Annotated in this window: 12 protein-coding genes and 4 tRNA genes; 3 read left to right on the forward strand and 13 right to left on the reverse strand. The window is 51.8% G+C overall.

The annotated features are described in order from the left end of the window. The first annotated feature begins 1 nt into the window (after position 1). Positions 2–772, forward strand: coding sequence for a thiazole synthase (gene thiG / locus EFER_RS18850; protein WP_000944087.1), 771 nt, complete (start codon positions 2–4; stop codon positions 770–772). After that, positions 769–1,902 carry a 2-iminoacetate synthase ThiH gene (gene thiH / locus EFER_RS18855; RefSeq protein WP_000847477.1) on the forward strand — a complete coding sequence of 378 codons (1,134 nt, stop codon included), beginning with the start codon at positions 769–771 and terminating at the stop codon, positions 1,900–1,902. Before thiG ends, thiH begins: the two co-directional genes overlap by 4 nt. Before the next feature lie 241 nt (positions 1,903–2,143). Here thiH and rpoC read toward each other — a convergent pair whose 3' ends face one another. The 13 genes from rpoC to EFER_RS18920 all read right to left on the reverse strand — a co-directional run bounded on the left by rpoC (position 2,144) and on the right by EFER_RS18920 (position 16,329). After that, on the reverse strand, positions 2,144–6,367 hold the full coding sequence (gene rpoC, locus EFER_RS18860) for a DNA-directed RNA polymerase subunit beta' (protein ID WP_000653947.1): 4,224 nt from the start codon (positions 6,365–6,367) through the stop codon (positions 2,144–2,146). Positions 6,368–6,443: 76 nt separating this feature from the next. Continuing rightward, positions 6,444–10,472 (reverse strand): DNA-directed RNA polymerase subunit beta, encoded by a 4,029-nt coding sequence (gene rpoB, locus EFER_RS18865; protein ID WP_001353730.1) that lies wholly within the window; start codon positions 10,470–10,472, stop codon positions 6,444–6,446. Between the two features lie 319 nt (positions 10,473–10,791). Further along, complete coding sequence (gene rplL, locus EFER_RS18870; RefSeq protein ID WP_000028878.1) at positions 10,792–11,157, reverse strand: 50S ribosomal protein L7/L12; 366 nt, start codon at positions 11,155–11,157, stop codon at positions 10,792–10,794. A 66-nt stretch (positions 11,158–11,223) separates the two neighbouring features. Then, on the reverse strand, positions 11,224–11,721 hold the full coding sequence (gene rplJ / locus EFER_RS18875; protein WP_001207201.1) for a 50S ribosomal protein L10: 498 nt from the start codon (positions 11,719–11,721) through the stop codon (positions 11,224–11,226). A 412-nt stretch (positions 11,722–12,133) separates the two neighbouring features. Continuing rightward, on the reverse strand, positions 12,134–12,838 hold the full coding sequence (rplA, locus tag EFER_RS18880) for a 50S ribosomal protein L1 (protein ID WP_001096684.1): 705 nt from the start codon (positions 12,836–12,838) through the stop codon (positions 12,134–12,136). 3 nt (positions 12,839–12,841) lie between these two features. Beyond that, the gene (gene rplK / locus EFER_RS18885; RefSeq protein ID WP_001085926.1) at positions 12,842–13,270 is read right to left on the reverse strand and encodes a 50S ribosomal protein L11; all 429 of its coding nucleotides are present in this window, start codon (positions 13,268–13,270) and stop codon (positions 12,842–12,844) included. Positions 13,271–13,428: 158 nt separating this feature from the next. Next, a complete protein-coding gene (gene nusG / locus EFER_RS18890; protein ID WP_001287516.1) occupies positions 13,429–13,974 on the reverse strand; it encodes a transcription termination/antitermination protein NusG in 546 nt (181 codons plus the stop codon). A 1-nt stretch (position 13,975) separates the two neighbouring features. Beyond that, positions 13,976–14,359, reverse strand: coding sequence for a preprotein translocase subunit SecE (secE, locus tag EFER_RS18895; RefSeq protein WP_001275702.1), 384 nt, complete (start codon positions 14,357–14,359; stop codon positions 13,976–13,978). Between the two features lie 229 nt (positions 14,360–14,588). Then, positions 14,589–15,773: an elongation factor Tu gene (gene tuf / locus EFER_RS18900; RefSeq protein WP_000031784.1), complete on the reverse strand. Its 1,185-nt coding sequence runs from the start codon at positions 15,771–15,773 to the stop codon at positions 14,589–14,591. A 114-nt stretch (positions 15,774–15,887) separates the two neighbouring features. Then, a tRNA-Thr gene (locus EFER_RS18905) sits at positions 15,888–15,963 on the reverse strand. 6 nt (positions 15,964–15,969) lie between these two features. Further along, a tRNA-Gly gene (locus EFER_RS18910) sits at positions 15,970–16,044 on the reverse strand. Between the two features lie 116 nt (positions 16,045–16,160). Next, a tRNA-Tyr gene (locus tag EFER_RS18915) sits at positions 16,161–16,245 on the reverse strand. An 8-nt stretch (positions 16,246–16,253) separates the two neighbouring features. Next, a tRNA-Thr gene (locus tag EFER_RS18920) sits at positions 16,254–16,329 on the reverse strand. A 361-nt stretch (positions 16,330–16,690) separates the two neighbouring features. On the opposite strand from EFER_RS18920, the gene coaA reads away from it, so the two are divergent. Beyond that, positions 16,691–17,641, forward strand: coding sequence for a type I pantothenate kinase (coaA, locus tag EFER_RS18930; protein WP_000023081.1), 951 nt, complete (start codon positions 16,691–16,693; stop codon positions 17,639–17,641). The last annotated feature ends 11 nt before the right edge of the window (positions 17,642–17,652 follow it).

Below are 17,652 nucleotides of genomic sequence, written 5' to 3' on the forward strand. Positions count from 1 at the left end.
GATGTTACGTATTGCGGACAAAACGTTTGATTCACATCTGTTTACCGGCACCGGGAAATTCGCCTCTTCACAATTGATGGTGGAGGCGATCCGCGCTTCCGGCAGCCAACTGGTGACGCTGGCGATGAAACGCGTCGACTTGCGCCAACACAACGATGCTATCCTCGATCCACTTATCGCGGCGGGTGTGACACTGCTGCCAAATACTTCCGGGGCGAAAACCGCGGAAGAAGCCATTTTCGCCGCTCATCTGGCACGTGAAGCGTTAGGCACAAACTGGCTAAAATTAGAGATTCACCCTGACGCCCGCTGGCTATTGCCCGATCCCATCGAAACCCTGAAAGCCGCCGAAACGTTGGTGCAACAGGGATTTGTCGTGCTGCCTTACTGCGGTGCCGATCCAGTGTTGTGCAAACGTCTGGAGGAAGTGGGCTGTGCAGCAGTAATGCCGCTCGGCGCACCAATTGGCTCTAATCAGGGACTGGAAACCCGCGCCATGCTGGAGATTATTATCCAGCAAGCCACGGTTCCGGTGGTCGTTGATGCTGGCATTGGCGTTCCCAGCCATGCCGCGCAGGCGCTTGAAATGGGAGCCGATGCGGTGTTAGTGAATACGGCGATTGCCGTCGCGGACGATCCCGTCAACATGGCGAAGGCATTTCGTCTGGCGGTAGACGCCGGCCTGCTGGCACGTCAGTCCGGGCCGGGCAGTCGCAGTCATTTTGCTCATGCCACTAGCCCGCTGACCGGATTTCTGGAGGCATCGGCATGAAAACCTTCAGTGATCGCTGGCGACAACTGGACTGGGACGACATCCGCCTGCGAATCAACAGCAAAACGGCAGCTGACGTAGAGCGGGCGCTCAATGTTTCGCAACTCACTCGCGACGATATGATGGCATTGCTATCACCTGCCGCCGGTGAATACCTGGAACCACTGGCTCAACGGGCGCAGCGCCTGACCCGCCAGCGATTTGGCAACATCGTCAGCTTCTACGTCCCGCTTTATCTCTCTAATCTTTGCGCTAACGACTGCACTTACTGCGGATTTTCCATGAGCAATCGCATCAAGCGTAAAACGCTGGATGAAGCGGATATCGCCAGGGAAAGCGCCGCTATCCGGGAGATGGGCTTTGAACATCTATTGCTGGTCACTGGTGAACATCAGGCGAAAGTGGGGATGGATTACTTTCGTCGTCATCTCCCTGTCCTGCGTGAACAGTTCTCTTCACTACAGATGGAAGTACAGCCACTGGCGGAAGCGGAATACGCCGAGTTAAAGCAACTTGGTCTGGATGGGGTGATGGTTTATCAGGAGACATATCACGAGGCGACATACGCCCACCATCATCTGAAAGGGAAAAAACAGGACTTCTTCTGGCGGCTGGAAACGCCGGATCGGCTGGGCCGTGCGGGGATAGATAAGATAGGCCTCGGCGCGCTAATCGGCCTTTCCGACAGCTGGCGCGTTGACTGCTATATGGTTGCCGAACATTTGCTATGGCTGCAACAACATTACTGGCAAAGCCGTTACTCTGTCTCCTTCCCGCGCCTGCGCCCGTGTACTGGCGGAATTGAGCCAGCGTCGATTATGGATGAACGCCAGTTAGTGCAAACTATCTGCGCCTTCCGCCTACTTGCGCCGGAGATTGAACTGTCACTCTCCACGCGGGAATCACCGTGGTTTCGCGATCGCGTTATTCCGCTGGCGATCAATAACGTCAGCGCCTTCTCGAAAACGCAACCTGGTGGCTATGCCGACAATCATCCGGAGCTGGAGCAATTCTCACCGCACGACGATCGCAGGCCGGAAGCCGTTGCTGCTGCATTAACTGCTCAGGGTTTGCAGCCGGTATGGAAAGACTGGGACAGCTATCTGGGACGCGCCTCGCAAAGGACATGAGACAGAATGTAAGAACGTAAATTTATTCCGAGCAGCTACGGAAGATGAAAAACGCAAGGTTGTTGAAAGCGTTGCGTTTTTTTATGTTAGTACCGTCAGCAGGAATGTTGTCCAGGGCGAAAAGCTTCTTCCTCGTTTCGCCCTGCCTTTCTTAATATTTCCCATGAAGAATTTGCCCTCTGAATAACACCCATAAAAAAACCCGCCGAAGCGGGTTTTTACGTTATTTGCGGATTAACGATTACTCGTTATCAGAACCGCCCAGACCTGCGTTCAGCAGTTCTGCCAGGCTGGCAGATGCGTCTTCTGCAGTCACCTGCGGTGCAGCCGGAGCTTCACCTGCAGCACGGCGACGCATACGATCCTGGTGGTACGCGTAACCGGTACCTGCCGGGATCAGACGACCTACGATAACGTTCTCTTTCAGGCCGCGCAGTTCGTCGCGTTTGCCCGCAACGGCTGCTTCGGTCAGCACGCGAGTGGTCTCCTGGAACGATGCCGCGGAGATGAAGGACTCGGTTGCCAGAGACGCTTTGGTGATACCCAGCAGATCGCGGGAGTAAGTTGCACCCACTTTGCCGTTCGCTTCCAGTTCGCGGTTTGCGATCTTGACGCGAGAGTATTCAACCTGTTCGCCTTCCAGGAAGTCGGAGCTGCCCGCGTTAACGATGGTAGCTTTACGCAGCATCTGACGAACGATAACTTCGATGTGTTTATCGTTAATCTTAACGCCCTGCAGACGGTATACGTCCTGTACTTCGTTAACGATGTAACGAGTCACAGCATGAACACCACGCAGACGCAGAATGTCATGCGGCGCTTCCGGACCGTCGGAAATTACGTCACCACGTTCTACACGTTCACCTTCGAACACGTTGAGCTGACGCCATTTCGGAATCATCTCTTCGTACGGCTCGCTACCGTCTACCGGGGTGATAACCAGACGACGTTTACCTTTGGTTTCTTTACCGAAGGAAACCACACCGCTGATTTCAGCCAGGATTGCCGGCTCTTTCGGACGACGTGCTTCGAACAGGTCCGCAACGCGTGGCAGACCACCGGTGATGTCCTTGGTACCGCCAGATTCTTGCGGAATACGCGCCAGGGTGTCACCAGAGCTGATCTGTACGCCATCTTCCAGCTGAACAATCGCTTTACCCGGCAGGAAGTACTGCGCAGGCATGTCGGTACCCGGGATCAGAACGTCGTTACCCTGAGCATCAACGATTTTCAGTGCCGGACGCAGATCTTTACCACCTGCGGTACGTTCTGCGGAATCCAGAACCACCAGCGAAGACAGACCAGTCAATTCGTCGGTCTGACGAGTAATGGTCTGGCCGTCGATCATGTCAGTAAAGCGTACAAAACCGCTTACTTCGGTGATAACCGGCATGGTGTGCGGGTCCCAGTTTGCAACGGTCTCGCCGCCAGCAACCTGTTCGCCATCGCCTTTCGCCAGTACTGCACCGTAAGGCACTTTATAGCTTTCTTTGGTACGACCGAATTCGTCGATCAATTTCAGTTCGGTGTTACGGGAAGTGATAACCAGTTTACCGCTGGAGTTCACAACCGACTTCACGTTGCTGAGCTTGATGCTACCTTTGTTTTTCACCTGGATGCTGGATTCAGCAGCCGCACGAGATGCCGCACCACCGATGTGGAACGTACGCATGGTCAGCTGTGTACCCGGTTCACCGATGGACTGTGCCGCGATAACACCGATTGCTTCACCTTTGTTGATGATGTGGCCACGCGCCAGGTCACGACCGTAGCAGTGCGCACATACACCAAAGTCGGTGTCACAAGATACAACAGAACGTACTTTTACCGCGTCGACAGAGTTCTCTTCCAGCAGGTCACACCACTGTTCGTGCAGCAGCGTGTTGCGCGGAACGAGGATATCAGCAGTACCCGGCTTCAGAACGTCTTCAGCAGTTACACGACCCAGTACGCGATCGCGCAGCGGCTCTTTAACATCACCACCCTCGATAACCGGCGTCATCATGATACCTTCATGGGTACCACAATCGTCTTCGGTTACCACCAGGTCCTGCGCAACGTCAACCAGACGACGAGTCAGGTAACCGGAGTTCGCCGTTTTCAGTGCGGTATCCGCCAGACCTTTACGAGCACCGTGGGTTGAGATGAAGTACTGGAGTACGTTCAGACCTTCACGGAAGTTCGCGGTGATTGGCGTTTCGATGATGGAGCCATCCGGCTTCGCCATCAGACCACGCATACCCGCCAGCTGACGAATCTGTGCCGCAGAACCACGCGCACCGGAGTCGGCCATCATGTAGATGCTGTTGAAGGAAACCTGCTTCTCTTCCTGACCGTCACGGTTAATAACGGTTTCAGTTTGCAGATTATCCATCATCGCTTTGGATACACGATCGTTCGCCGCAGCCCAGATATCGATAACTTTGTTGTAGCGTTCGCCCGCAGTTACCAGACCAGACTGGAACTGCTCCTGAATCTCAGCAACTTCAGCTTCTGCCTCGGAGATGATTTCGTGTTTCTTCTCCGGGATGACCATGTCATCGATACCAACAGATGCACCAGAACGCGCTGCATATGCAAAGCCGGTGTACATGATCTGGTCCGCAAAAATAACGGTCGGTTTCAGACCGAGAATGCGGTAGCAGGTGTTCAGCATTTTGGAGATTGCTTTCTTACCCAGCGCCTGGTTGACAATGGAGTAAGGCAGACCTTTCGGTACAATCATCCACAGAATGGCACGGCCAACGGTCGTATCTTTCAGGCTGGTTTTCGCTACTAATTCACCGTTAGCATCTTTTTCATACTCGGTGATACGCACTTTAACGCGCGCATGCAGAGAAGCCAGACCAGAGCGATACAGACGTTCTGCTTCTTTCGGGCCAGTCAGTACCATGCCTTCGCCTTTGGCGTTAACACAGTCACGGGTCATGTAGTACAGACCCAATACAACGTCCTGAGACGGAACGATGATTGGTTCGCCGTTCGCCGGGGACAGGATGTTGTTGGTAGACATCATCAGCGCACGCGCTTCGAGCTGGGCTTCCAGTGTCAGCGGTACGTGAACAGCCATCTGGTCACCATCGAAGTCGGCGTTATATGCCGCACAAACCAGCGGGTGCAGCTGGATAGCTTTACCTTCGATCAGTACCGGTTCAAATGCCTGGATACCCAGACGGTGCAGAGTCGGTGCACGGTTCAGCAGTACCGGGTGTTCGCGGATAACTTCGTCCAGGATATCCCAAACGACAGCTTCTTCGCGCTCAACCATTTTCTTCGCAGCTTTAATGGTGGTAGCAAGACCACGCAGTTCCAGCTTGCCGTAGATGAACGGTTTGAACAGTTCCAGTGCCATTTTCTTCGGCAGACCGCACTGATGCAGACGCAGGTATGGACCTACGGTGATTACAGAACGACCGGAGTAGTCAACACGCTTACCGAGCAGGTTCTGACGGAAACGACCCTGTTTACCTTTGATCATGTCGGCCAAAGATTTCAGAGGACGCTTGTTAGAACCAGTGATCGCACGACCACGACGACCGTTATCCAGCAGGGCGTCTACCGCTTCCTGCAGCATACGTTTTTCGTTACGTACGATGATGTCCGGCGCAGCCAGATCCAGCAGACGTTTCAGACGGTTGTTACGGTTAATGACGCGACGATACAGATCGTTCAGGTCAGAAGTCGCGAAACGACCACCATCCAGCGGAACCAGCGGACGCAGGTCTGGCGGCAGTACCGGCAGAACGGTCAGGATCATCCACTCTGGTTTGTTACCAGACTGAACGAACGCTTCCAGCAGTTTGATACGCTTGGTCAGCTTTTTACGCTTGGTTTCGGAGTTGGTTTCGTTCAGCTCTTCACGCAGCTGTTCGCACTCTTGCTCCAGATCCATGCTCTTCAGCAGAGCCTGGATTGCTTCCGCACCCATTTTCGCGTCGAATTCGTCACCGAACTCTTCCAGCGCGTCCAGATACTGCTCTTCAGTCAGGATCTGCTGACGCTCCAGGTTGGTCATACCGCCTTCGATAACCACATAGGATTCGAAGTACAGTACGCGTTCGATATCGCGCAGCGGCATATCGAGCAGCAGGCCGATACGGGACGGCAGCGATTTCAGGAACCAGATGTGCGCGGTCGGGGAAGCCAGTTCGATGTGGCCCATACGCTCACGGCGTACTTTAGTCTGGGTCACTTCAACGCCGCACTTCTCACAGATGACGCCACGGTGTTTCAGGCGCTTGTACTTACCGCACAGGCACTCGTAATCTTTTACCGGCCCAAAGATACGGGCGCAGAAAAGGCCGTCACGTTCTGGTTTGAACGTACGGTAGTTGATGGTTTCCGGCTTTTTAACTTCACCGAAAGACCATGAACGGATCATGTCTGGCGAAGCCAGAGCAATTTTGATCGCATCAAACTCTTCGGTTTTAGTCTGCGCTTTCAGAAACTTTAATAAATCTTTCACGGATTTGCTCCCGTCGGAGTTAGCACAATCCGCTGCCGGGTTTTACCCCGACAGCAGTGACCTGTTTGAGCGAGAATTACTCGTCTTCCAGTTCGATGTTGATACCCAGCGAACGAATCTCTTTCAACAATACGTTGAAGGATTCTGGCATGCCCGGCTCCATCTGATGGTTGCCGTCCACGATGTTTTTATACATCTTGGTACGACCGTTCACGTCATCAGACTTAACGGTGAGCATTTCCTGCAGGGTGTATGCTGCGCCGTATGCTTCCAGCGCCCACACTTCCATCTCCCCGAAACGCTGACCACCGAACTGTGCCTTACCACCCAGCGGCTGCTGAGTAACCAGGCTGTAAGAACCGGTGGAACGCGCGTGCATCTTGTCGTCGACCAGGTGGTTCAGTTTCAGCATGTACATGTAACCAACGGTTACCGGACGTTCGAACTGTTCACCAGTGCGACCGTCGTACAGGCGGATCTGACCAGAAGTCGGCAGGTCGCCAAGTTTCAGCAGTTCTTTAATTTCTGCTTCTTTCGCACCGTCGAAGACCGGCGTTGCGATTGGCATACCTTTGCGCAGGTTTTCAGCCAGACGCATAACTTCTTCATCGCTGAAGGTACTCAGGTCAACTTTCTGACGAACGTCAGCGCCCAGATCGTATGCACGCTGGATGAATTCGCGCAGTTTCGCGACTTCTTGCTGCTGTTTCAGCATGGCGTTGATCTTGTCGCCGATACCTTTCGCAGCCATACCCAGGTGGGTTTCGAGGATCTGACCGATGTTCATACGAGACGGTACGCCCAGCGGGTTCAGTACGATGTCTACCGGCGTACCGTTTTCATCGTAAGGCATATCTTCGATCGGGTTGATCTTAGAAATTACACCCTTGTTACCGTGACGACCTGCCATCTTGTCACCAGGCTGGATACGGCGTTTAACCGCCAGATATACCTTAACAATCTTCAGCACGCCCGGTGCCAGATCGTCACCCTGGGTGATTTTGCGGCGTTTCGCTTCGAGTTTCTTCTCGAACTCGTGTTTCAGTTCGTCATACTGCTCAGCCAGCTGTTCCAGCTGATTTTGTTTCTCTTCGTCGGTCAGGCCCAGCTCCAGCCAGCGATCGCGCGGCAGTTTGTCGAGCTTCTCAGCTTCAACGCCACCGGCTACCAGCACAGCACGGATACGGCTGAACAGACCCGCTTCGAGGATCTGCAGTTCTTCAGACAGGTCTTTCTTCGCCTGTTTGAGCTGCATTTCTTCGATTTCCAGCGCACGTTTGTCTTTTTCTACGCCATCGCGAGTAAAGACCTGAACGTCGATAACCGTACCGGATACACCGTTTGGTACGCGCAGAGAAGAGTCTTTAACGTCAGACGCTTTCTCACCGAAGATCGCACGCAGCAGTTTTTCTTCTGGAGTCAGCTGGGTTTCACCTTTCGGCGTTACCTTACCAACCAGAATGTCGCCACCGGTCACTTCCGCACCAATGTAAACGATACCGGATTCATCCAGTTTGGAGAGCGCAGCTTCCCCCACGTTCGGGATGTCAGCGGTGATCTCTTCTGGCCCCAACTTGGTGTCACGGGACACACATGCCAGTTCCTGAATGTGAATGGTGGTGAAACGATCTTCCTGAACAACACGCTCGGATACGAGGATGGAGTCTTCGAAGTTGTAACCATTCCACGGCATGAACGCTACACGCATGTTCTGACCGAGCGCCAGTTCACCGAGGTCGGTGGACGGGCCGTCTGCCAGCACGTCGCCACGTTCTACCGGTTCACCCAGAGACACACACGGCATCTGGTTGATACAGGTGTTCTGGTTAGAACGGGTGTACTTGGTCAGGTTGTAGATGTCGATACCTGCTTCACCCGGATACATCTCATCTTCGTTAACTTTGATAACGATACGGGAAGCATCCACGTACTGAACGACACCACCACGTTTAGCAACCGCAGTTACACCGGAGTCAACGGCAACAGCACGTTCCATACCCGTACCAACCAGCGGCTTATCAGCACGCAGAGTCGGAACGGCCTGACGTTGCATGTTCGCACCCATCAATGCACGGTTGGCGTCATCGTGTTCAAGGAACGGGATCAGGGACGCACCGACGGATACCACCTGCTGGGTGGATACGTCCATGTAGTCAACCTGGTCGCGGCTGAACAAGCTGGATTCGCCTTTGCTACGGCAAGTTACCAGGTCTTCTACAAAGTGGCCTTCTTCATCCAGGTTGGAGTTCGCCTGGGCGATAACGTAGTTGCCTTCTTCGATAGCAGACAGGTAGTGAATTTCGTCGGTTACAACACCGTCAATCACTTTACGGTACGGCGTCTCAAGGAAGCCATATTCGTTAGTCTGTGCGTACACGGACAGGGAGTTGATCAGACCGATGTTCGGACCTTCAGGGGTTTCGATTGGACATACGCGACCGTAGTGAGTCGGGTGTACGTCTCGAACTTCGAAGCCTGCACGTTCACGGGTCAGACCGCCTGGGCCGAGTGCGGAGATACGACGCTTGTGTGTAATCTCAGACAGCGGGTTGTTCTGGTCCATAAACTGAGACAGCTGGCTGGAACCAAAGAACTCTTTCACTGCTGCAGAAATCGGCTTGGCGTTGATCATATCCTGAGGCATCAGGGTATCCAGATCGCCCAGAGACAAACGCTCTTTCACCGCACGCTCTACACGTACCAGGCCAACGCGGAACTGGTTTTCCGCCATTTCGCCAACGGAACGGATACGACGGTTACCGAGGTGGTCGATATCATCGACTTCGCCTTTACCGTTACGGATATCGATGAGCTTTTTCATAACATCAATGATGTCGTCTTTGCTCAGGATACCGGAACCTTCGATTTCGTCGCGCAGCAGAGAACGGTTGAACTTCATACGACCAACCGCAGACAAGTCATAGCGGTCTTCGGAGAAGAACAGGTTCTCGAACAGGCTTTCAGCGGCTTCACGAGTCGGCGGCTCGCCAGGGCGCATCATGCGGTAGATTTCTACCAGTGCGCTCAGACGGTCGTTAGTTGGGTCGACACGTAAGGTTTCAGAGATATACGGGCCGTGATCCAGATCGTTGGTGAACAGCGTTTCGATACGCTTGTGACCAGACTGGCTCAGCTTAGCCAGCAGATCCAGGCTCAGCTCCATGTTCGCAGCACAGATCAGCTCACCAGTAGACTCATCAATGTAGTCTTTAGCAACCACTTTACCTGCGATGTACTCAACCGGGACTTCGATCAGTTTGACGTCGTCTTTTTCCAGCTGGCGAATGTGGCGCGCAGTAATGCGGCGGCCTTTTTCTACGTACACTTTACCGTTAGCTTCGATGTCAAAAGATGCGGTTTCACCACGCAGGCGTTCCGGCACCAGTTCCATCTGCAGCTTGTTATCACGGATTTCAAAGATAACTTTTTCAAAGAACAGGTCGAGGATCTGCTCTGTGGTGTAGTTCAGGGCACGCAGAATGATGGTCGCAGGCAGTTTACGGCGACGGTCGATACGTACGAACAGGTTGTCCTTCGGATCGAATTCGAAGTCCAGCCAGGAACCACGGTAAGGGATGATGCGCGCGTTATACAGCACTTTACCCGAAGAGTGGGTTTTACCTTTGTCGGAGTCAAAGAAGACGCCCGGACTACGGTGCAGCTGGGAAACGATAACACGCTCAGTACCGTTGATAACAAAGGTACCGTTGTCCGTCATGAGCGGAATTTCGCCCATGTAGACTTCTTGTTCTTTAATGTCTTTTACGGTGCCTTCCGGCGCTTCGCGCTCATAGATCACCAGACGCAGTTTAACGCGCAGCGGTGCGGAATAGGTCACGCCACGGATTTGACATTCCTGGACGTCAAACACCGGTTCGCCAAGGCGGTAGCTGACGTATTGCAGCTCGGAATTACCGCTGTAGCTCTGAATCGGGAATACGGAACGGAAAGCAGCTTCCAGACCATACTGCCCTTCAGGATCTTGCTCGATAAATTTCTGAAACGAGTCAAGCTGGATAGAAAGGAGATAAGGTACATCCAGAACTTGTGGACGTTTACCAAAATCCTTACGAATACGTTTTTTCTCGGTATAGGAGTAAACCATAGGGTTCCTCAGCTCGCTGACAAGTCGACCCATCTGTCCATTGAGCGGACAGTTTGTGCAACACTATTTTGTTGACCGGAAAATGGAACACTTTCCGCAATGCCTGTTGCTATCACGCTTAAACCATTTCATTGCGATTTACACAGAACGGGCGTCCTGTCGCAGTATATTAAGTCGTCGATAGAAACAAGCATTGAAAGGCACAGCAGTAGTCAAACAGTGTGAAACGCTACTGGCGCCTTACAGCGCAAAAAGGCTGGTGACTAAAAAGTCACCAGCCATCAGCCTGATTTCTCAGGCTGCAACCGGAAGGGTTGGCTTATTTAACTTCAACTTCAGCGCCAGCTTCTTCCAGAGCTTTTTTCAGTGCTTCTGCGTCGTCTTTGCTCACGCCTTCTTTCAGAGCAGCCGGTGCAGATTCTACCAGGTCTTTAGCTTCTTTCAGACCCAGGCCAGTTGCGCCACGTACTGCTTTGATAACAGCAACTTTGTTAGCGCCAGCAGCTTTCAGAATTACGTCGAATTCAGTTTTTTCTTCAGCAGCTTCAACCGGGCCAGCAGCTACAGCTACAGCAGCAGCAGCGGAAACACCGAATTTTTCTTCCATTGCAGAGATCAGTTCTACAACGTCCATTACAGACATAGCTGCAACTGCTTCAATGATTTGATCTTTAGTGATAGACATTTAAATTGTTCCTGAATATCAGAATAAGTTTATACGTAAGCGAATGCGTTAAAAAGATAACTGCGATTAAGCAGCTTCTTTCGCATCGCGTACAGCAGCCAGAGTACGAACCAGTTTGCCAGCCGAAGCTTCTTTCATGGTTGCCATCAGGCGTGCAATTGCTTCTTCGTAGGTCGGCAGAGTTGCCAGGCGGTCGATCTGAGACGCCGGGATCAGCTCACCTTCAAAGGCAGCGGCTTTGACCTCAAATTTTGCATTCGCTTTCGCGAACTCTTTGAACAGACGAGCAGCTGCGCCCGGGTGTTCCATAGAGTATGCAATCAGGGTCGGACCAACAAACGCGTCTTTCAGGCACTCGAACGGAGTACCTTCAACAGCACGGCGCAGCAGGGTGTTACGAACAACACGCATGTATACGCCAGCTTCGCGACCTGCTTTACGCAGTTCAGTCATTTTATCTACAGTTACGCCACGGGAATCCGCAACTACTGCAGACAGCGCGCCTTTGGCTACTTCGCTGACTTCAGCAACAATCGCTTGTTTGTCTTGAAGATTTAAAGCCATTAGCTTTGCTCCTGGATGTTTGCCAGAGAAAATCTCTGGAACTCACTTCACTCCTCCAAACGGAGAGAGCGTCTTAATTACGGTGAGCAGAAACAAGCCAGAATATAAAAGAATAATCTTAGCGTTCTGTCACCGTCTACGCAGGGGATTAAGTTTCTTGCGAAACTCCTGCGGTCTTCGACGGAGGCCTGGATAGGCCAGGCTCCAACGAACAAATCTTTTCTATCCGTCGCTATTCAGCTTGTAGCGGCGTTGGCTTCCTTCGTTCGCACCAGTCACATAGTTAGCTATGCTCCTGGCGACTCACTCAGTTGCCGCCTTGCTACAATCCGAATATCTCGGATATACGTCTGCATTAAGCATTATACGTGGGGGTAAGATTGTAGACAAAATCACCGCCCACGTAAAGGCATTAGTTTACAGAAGCGCTCAGGCCAGCCTGGTCAACTGCAACACCTGCACCCATGGTGGTGGAGATGCTAACTTTCTTGATGTACACGCCTTTAGCCTGAGTCGGTTTTGCTTTTTTCAGCGCAACCAGCAGAGCTTCCAGGTTTTCTTTCAGTTTGTCAGCGTCAAAGTCCACTTTACCGATGGTGGTGTGGATGATGCCGTTTTTGTCGTTGCGGTAACGAACCTGGCCAGCTTTAGCGTTTTTAACCGCTTCAGCAACGTTCGGCGTAACAGTACCCACTTTCGGGTTTGGCATCAGGCCGCGCGGACCCAGAACCTGGCCCAGCTGGCCAACAACGCGCATTGCATCCGGAGAAGCAATAACAACGTCAAAGTTCATTTCGCCTTTCTTGATCTGGTCAGCCAGATCTTCCATACCTACCAGTTCAGCACCTGCAGCTTTAGCAGCTTCAGCATTTGCACCCTGGGTAAATACGGCTACGCGAACGGAACGGCCAGTACCGTGCGGCAGTACAGTTGCACCACGTACGTTCTGGTCAGATTTACGAGCGTCGATGCCGAGGTTAACAGCTACGTCCACGCTTTCTACGAATTTAGCAGTCGCCAGCTCTTTCAGCAGAGCGATAGCTTCGTTGATGTCGTATTGTTTGGTCGCATCAACTTTCTCGCGGATAACACGCATGCGCTTGGTCAGTTTAGCCATTTCTTAGTCCTCCACTACCAGGCCCATGGAACGTGCAGTACCTTCGATGGAGCGAGTCATCGCTTCAATGTCGGCACCAGTCATGTCGGCAGCTTTGGTCTGCGCGATTTCCTGCAGCTGAGCGCGGGAAATTTTACCCACTTTGTCTTTGTTCGGCTTACCGGAACCAGACTTGATACCAGCCGCTTTTTTCAGCAGAACTGCTGCCGGCGGAGTCTTGGTAACGAAAGTGAAAGAACGGTCAGCGTAAACGGTGATTACTACCGGAATCGGCAGACCTTTTTCGATGGAATCAGTTTTTGCGTTGAACGCTTTGCAGAATTCCATGATGTTTACGCCCTGCTGACCCAGAGCCGGACCTACTGGCGGACTCGGGTTAGCCATACCAGCTGCAACCTGCAGCTTGACATAGGCTTGTACTTTCTTAGCCATTATAAATTCCTCAAGTTGGGTAATAACGCCTCTGAGAGGCTCCCCGTGATATAAAAAATCGTTTTACGGGCAAGGCCCATAAAAACAAAAGGCGCGAAATTGTATTCCAATCTCGCGCCTTGTGCAACGATTAAATCGCCGCTTTTTTGATCGCTGGGTTAGGCTTTTTCAACCTGGCTGAAGTCCAGCTCTACCGGGGTCGCACGACCGAAGATAGAAACAGACACTTTCAGACGAGATTTCTCGTAATCCACTTCTTCAACAACACCGTTGAAGTCAGCGAACGGACCATCATTAACACGGACCATTTCACCCGGTTCAAACAACGTTTTCGGACGCGGCTTATCACCAACCTGCTGCAGGCGGTTCATAATCGCATCGACTTCTTTATCGCTGATTGGCGCAGGACGATCGGAAGTACCGCCGATGAAGCCCATCACACGCGGTACGCTGCGCACCAGGTGCCAGCTCGCGTCGTTCATCACCATCTGAACGAGGACGTAGCCAGGGAAGAATTTACGTTCGCTTTTGCGACGCTGACCGCCACGGATTTCAACCACTTCTTCGGTTGGTACCATGACTTCACCAAACAAATCTTCCATGTTGTGTAATTTGATATGCTCACGCAGCGACGTTGCTACGCGGCCTTCAAAACCGGAAAACGCCTGAACGACGTACCAGCGCTTTTTAGGAGCTTCAGACATCTCAGAACCTCAGGCCAGTGATAAAGGATACCAGGCGAACCAGAATACCATCCAGTCCCCACAGGATCAGTGACATTACTGCGGTAACCGCAGCCACAATCAGCGTGGTGTGCAATGTTTCCTGGCGAGTCGGCCAAATGACCTTACGGACTTCGGTACGCGCTTCACGGGCAAAAGCAACGGTAGCTTTACCTTTTGTCGTTAACAGCGCGACACCACCCGCTGCAGCAATCAGAATTACTACGGCCAGCGCACGCAGCGGCAGCATAATGTCGCGATAAAGATAGTTGCCGACAATCGCCACCAGGAGCAATGCCACCACAACGACCCACTTCATCGCTTCCAGGCCGCGCCCGCTTCCTTGAGCTTCGGTATTCGCACTCATAAACCAACCTGTCAGAAGTATTCTACAAACATTTTCACCCCGCGATCGCGAGGCAAACCAAATCGAAACGCGTATTAGCTTTTCGGATTATACGCCCTCAACAGAGCCTGTCTCAGCAATGATTATGACAAAGAAAATCACTGATGAGCCAGGTTCTGGTACGAAAGCGTGCAAAAAGGGCATCAAATGATGCCCTTTTAGTGCGCATTGCGTCAAATGTTATCGGCAATTAGCTCAGAACTTTTGCTACAACGCCCGCGCCAACGGTACGGCCGCCTTCACGGATTGCGAAACGCAGACCGTCGTCCATCGCGATCGGGTGGATCAGGGTAACAACCATTTTGATGTTGTCGCCCGGCATTACCATCTCTACGCCTTCCGGCAGTTCGATGGTACCAGTCACGTCAGTAGTACGGAAGTAGAACTGCGGACGGTAGCCTTTGAAGAACGGAGTATGACGACCGCCTTCATCTTTGGACAGAATGTACACTTCAGATTCGAACTTGGTGTGCGGCTTGATGGTGCCCGGCTTAGCCAGTACCTGACCACGTTCGATTTCTTCACGTTTGATACCACGCAGCAGAACACCTACGTTCTCACCAGCACGGCCTTCGTCCAGCAGTTTGCGGAACATTTCAACGCCAGTACAGGTAGACTTCTGAGTCTCTTTGATACCAACGATTTCAACTTCTTCACCAACTTTGATGATACCGCGTTCTACACGACCGGTAACAACGGTACCACGACCGGAGATGGAGAACACGTCTTCGATCGGCAGCAGGAACGGCTTGTCAATCGCACGCTCTGGTTCCGGAATGTAAGAATCCAGGAAGCCAGCCAGTTCCAGGATTTTCGCTTCCCACTCTGCGTCGCCTTCCAGCGCTTTCAGAGCAGAACCACGAACGATCGGAGTGTCGTCGCCCGGGAAGTCGTACTGAGACAGAAGTTCACGAACTTCCATTTCAACCAGTTCCAGCAGCTCTTCGTCATCAACCATGTCGCACTTGTTCAGGAACACGATGATGTACGGAACGCCTACCTGACGACCCAGCAGGATGTGCTCACGAGTCTGCGGCATCGGGCCGTCAGTCGCAGCAACTACCAGGATCGCGCCGTCCATCTGGGCAGCACCGGTGATCATGTTTTTAACATAGTCGGCGTGCCCCGGGCAGTCTACGTGTGCGTAGTGACGGGTCGGGGTGTCGTATTCAACGTGAGAAGTGTTGATGGTGATACCACGAGCTTTTTCTTCCGGCGCGTTATCGATCTGGTCGAATGCGCGAGCAGCACCGCCGTAGGTTTTAGCCAGTACGGTAGTGATTGCAGCGGTCAGCGTTGTTTTACCATGGTCAACGTGGCCGATAGTACCGACGTTAACGTGCGGTTTTGTACGTTCAAACTTTTCTTTAGACATCGATTGTCCCTCTAAGACACGGATAAATCGGTGATATCACCACATCAACCAGGCAACATGCCCGACTTGTTGAATGCAATAAACAGAAGGAAAAAACAGGGAGGAGAAAAGAAGTGGTGCTGATAGGCAGATTCGAACTGCCGACCTCACCCTTACCAAGGGTGCGCTCTACCAACTGAGCTATATCAGCACATCTTGGAGCGGGCAGCGGGAATCGAACCCGCATCATCAGCTTGGAAGGCTGAGGTAATAGCCATTATACGATGCCCGCATCCTGGAACTCGGCTACCTGATTTTCATTCTGCACTGAATATCGAGAGAAGCTCTCTTTATTCGAGCCGGTAAGCGAACTTATCGTCTCGGGCTACGCCATCGCGTGGCCGAAATTGGTGGTGGGGGAAGGATTCGAACCTTCGAAGTCTGTGACGGCAGATTTACAGTCTGCTCCCTTTGGCCGCTCGGGAACCCCACCGGACTTGATGGTGCCGACTACCGGAATCGAACTGGTGACCTACTGATTACAAGTCAGTTGCTCTACCTACTGAGCTAAGTCGGCATCAAGTAGCGCGCATTCTATGGAGACATGCGAGTTCATGCAACTAAAAAATTGCATAATTTGTTTTATTGGTCACATTTTATGCGACACGATGAAGAAACAGTCGAACAGAGGGCAAATTAGCACACTTTTTCAACATCATTGTTCTCAACAATGCGCTCCTTCTAAAGCGCAATTCTTTTTATCAGATGGAATATCTGTCACATTGCTTTTCAACGATAGCTTCCTGGGAGAGATTTTTTCTTATTATTCCTCCCCATCTGGTGTTACCCTCCTGCCCATTAACCCATTCAACAGAACTGTGACGCGCCATGGCAAATATCGTTTTGCCGATAGAGCTATGACCGCCAGAAACATGCTTATGAGTATAAAAGAGCAAACGTTAATGACGCCTTACCTACAGTTTGACCGCAACCAGTGGGCAGCTCTGCGTGATTCCGTACCTATGACGTTATCGGAAGATGAGATCGCCCGTCTCAAAGGTATTAATGAAGATCTCTCGTTAGAAGAAGTTGCCGAGATCTATTTACCTCTGTCACGTTTGCTGAACTTCTATATAAGCTCGAATCTGCGCCGTCAGGCAGTTCTGGAACAGTTTCTTGGTACCAACGGGCAACGCATTCCTTACATTATCAGTATTGCTGGTAGTGTCGCGGTGGGGAAAAGTACAACCGCCCGTGTATTGCAGGCGCTATTAAGCCGTTGGCCGGAACATCGTCGTGTTGAACTGATCACTACAGATGGCTTCCTTCACCCTAATCAGGTTCTGAAAGAACGTGGTCTGATGAAGAAGAAAGGCTTCCCGGAATCGTATGATATGCATCGCCTGGTGAAGTTTGTTTCCGATCTCAAGTCCGGCGTGCCAAACGTTACGGCACCAGTTTACTCGCATCTTATTTATGATGTGATCCCGGATGGAGATAAAACGGTTGTTCAGCCTGATATTTTAATTCTTGAAGGGTTAAATGTCTTACAGAGCGGGATGGATTATCCACACGATCCACATCATGTATTTGTTTCTGATTTTGTCGATTTTTCGATATATGTTGATGCTCCGGAAGACTTACTTCAGACATGGTATATCAACCGTTTTCTGAAATTCCGCGAAGGGGCTTTTACCGACCCGGATTCCTATTTTCATAACTACGCGAAATTAACTAAAGAAGAAGCTATTAAGACTGCCATGACGTTGTGGAAAGAGATCAACTGGCTGAACTTAAAGCAAAATATTCTACCTACTCGTGAGCGTGCCAGTTTAATCCTGACGAAAAGTGCTAATCATGCGGTAGAAGAGGTCAGACTACGCAAATAATTTGCAGGGGA

The sequence above is a fragment of the Escherichia fergusonii ATCC 35469 genome, from assembly GCF_000026225.1.
GTDB classification, from domain to species: Bacteria; Pseudomonadota; Gammaproteobacteria; order Enterobacterales; family Enterobacteriaceae; genus Escherichia; species Escherichia fergusonii.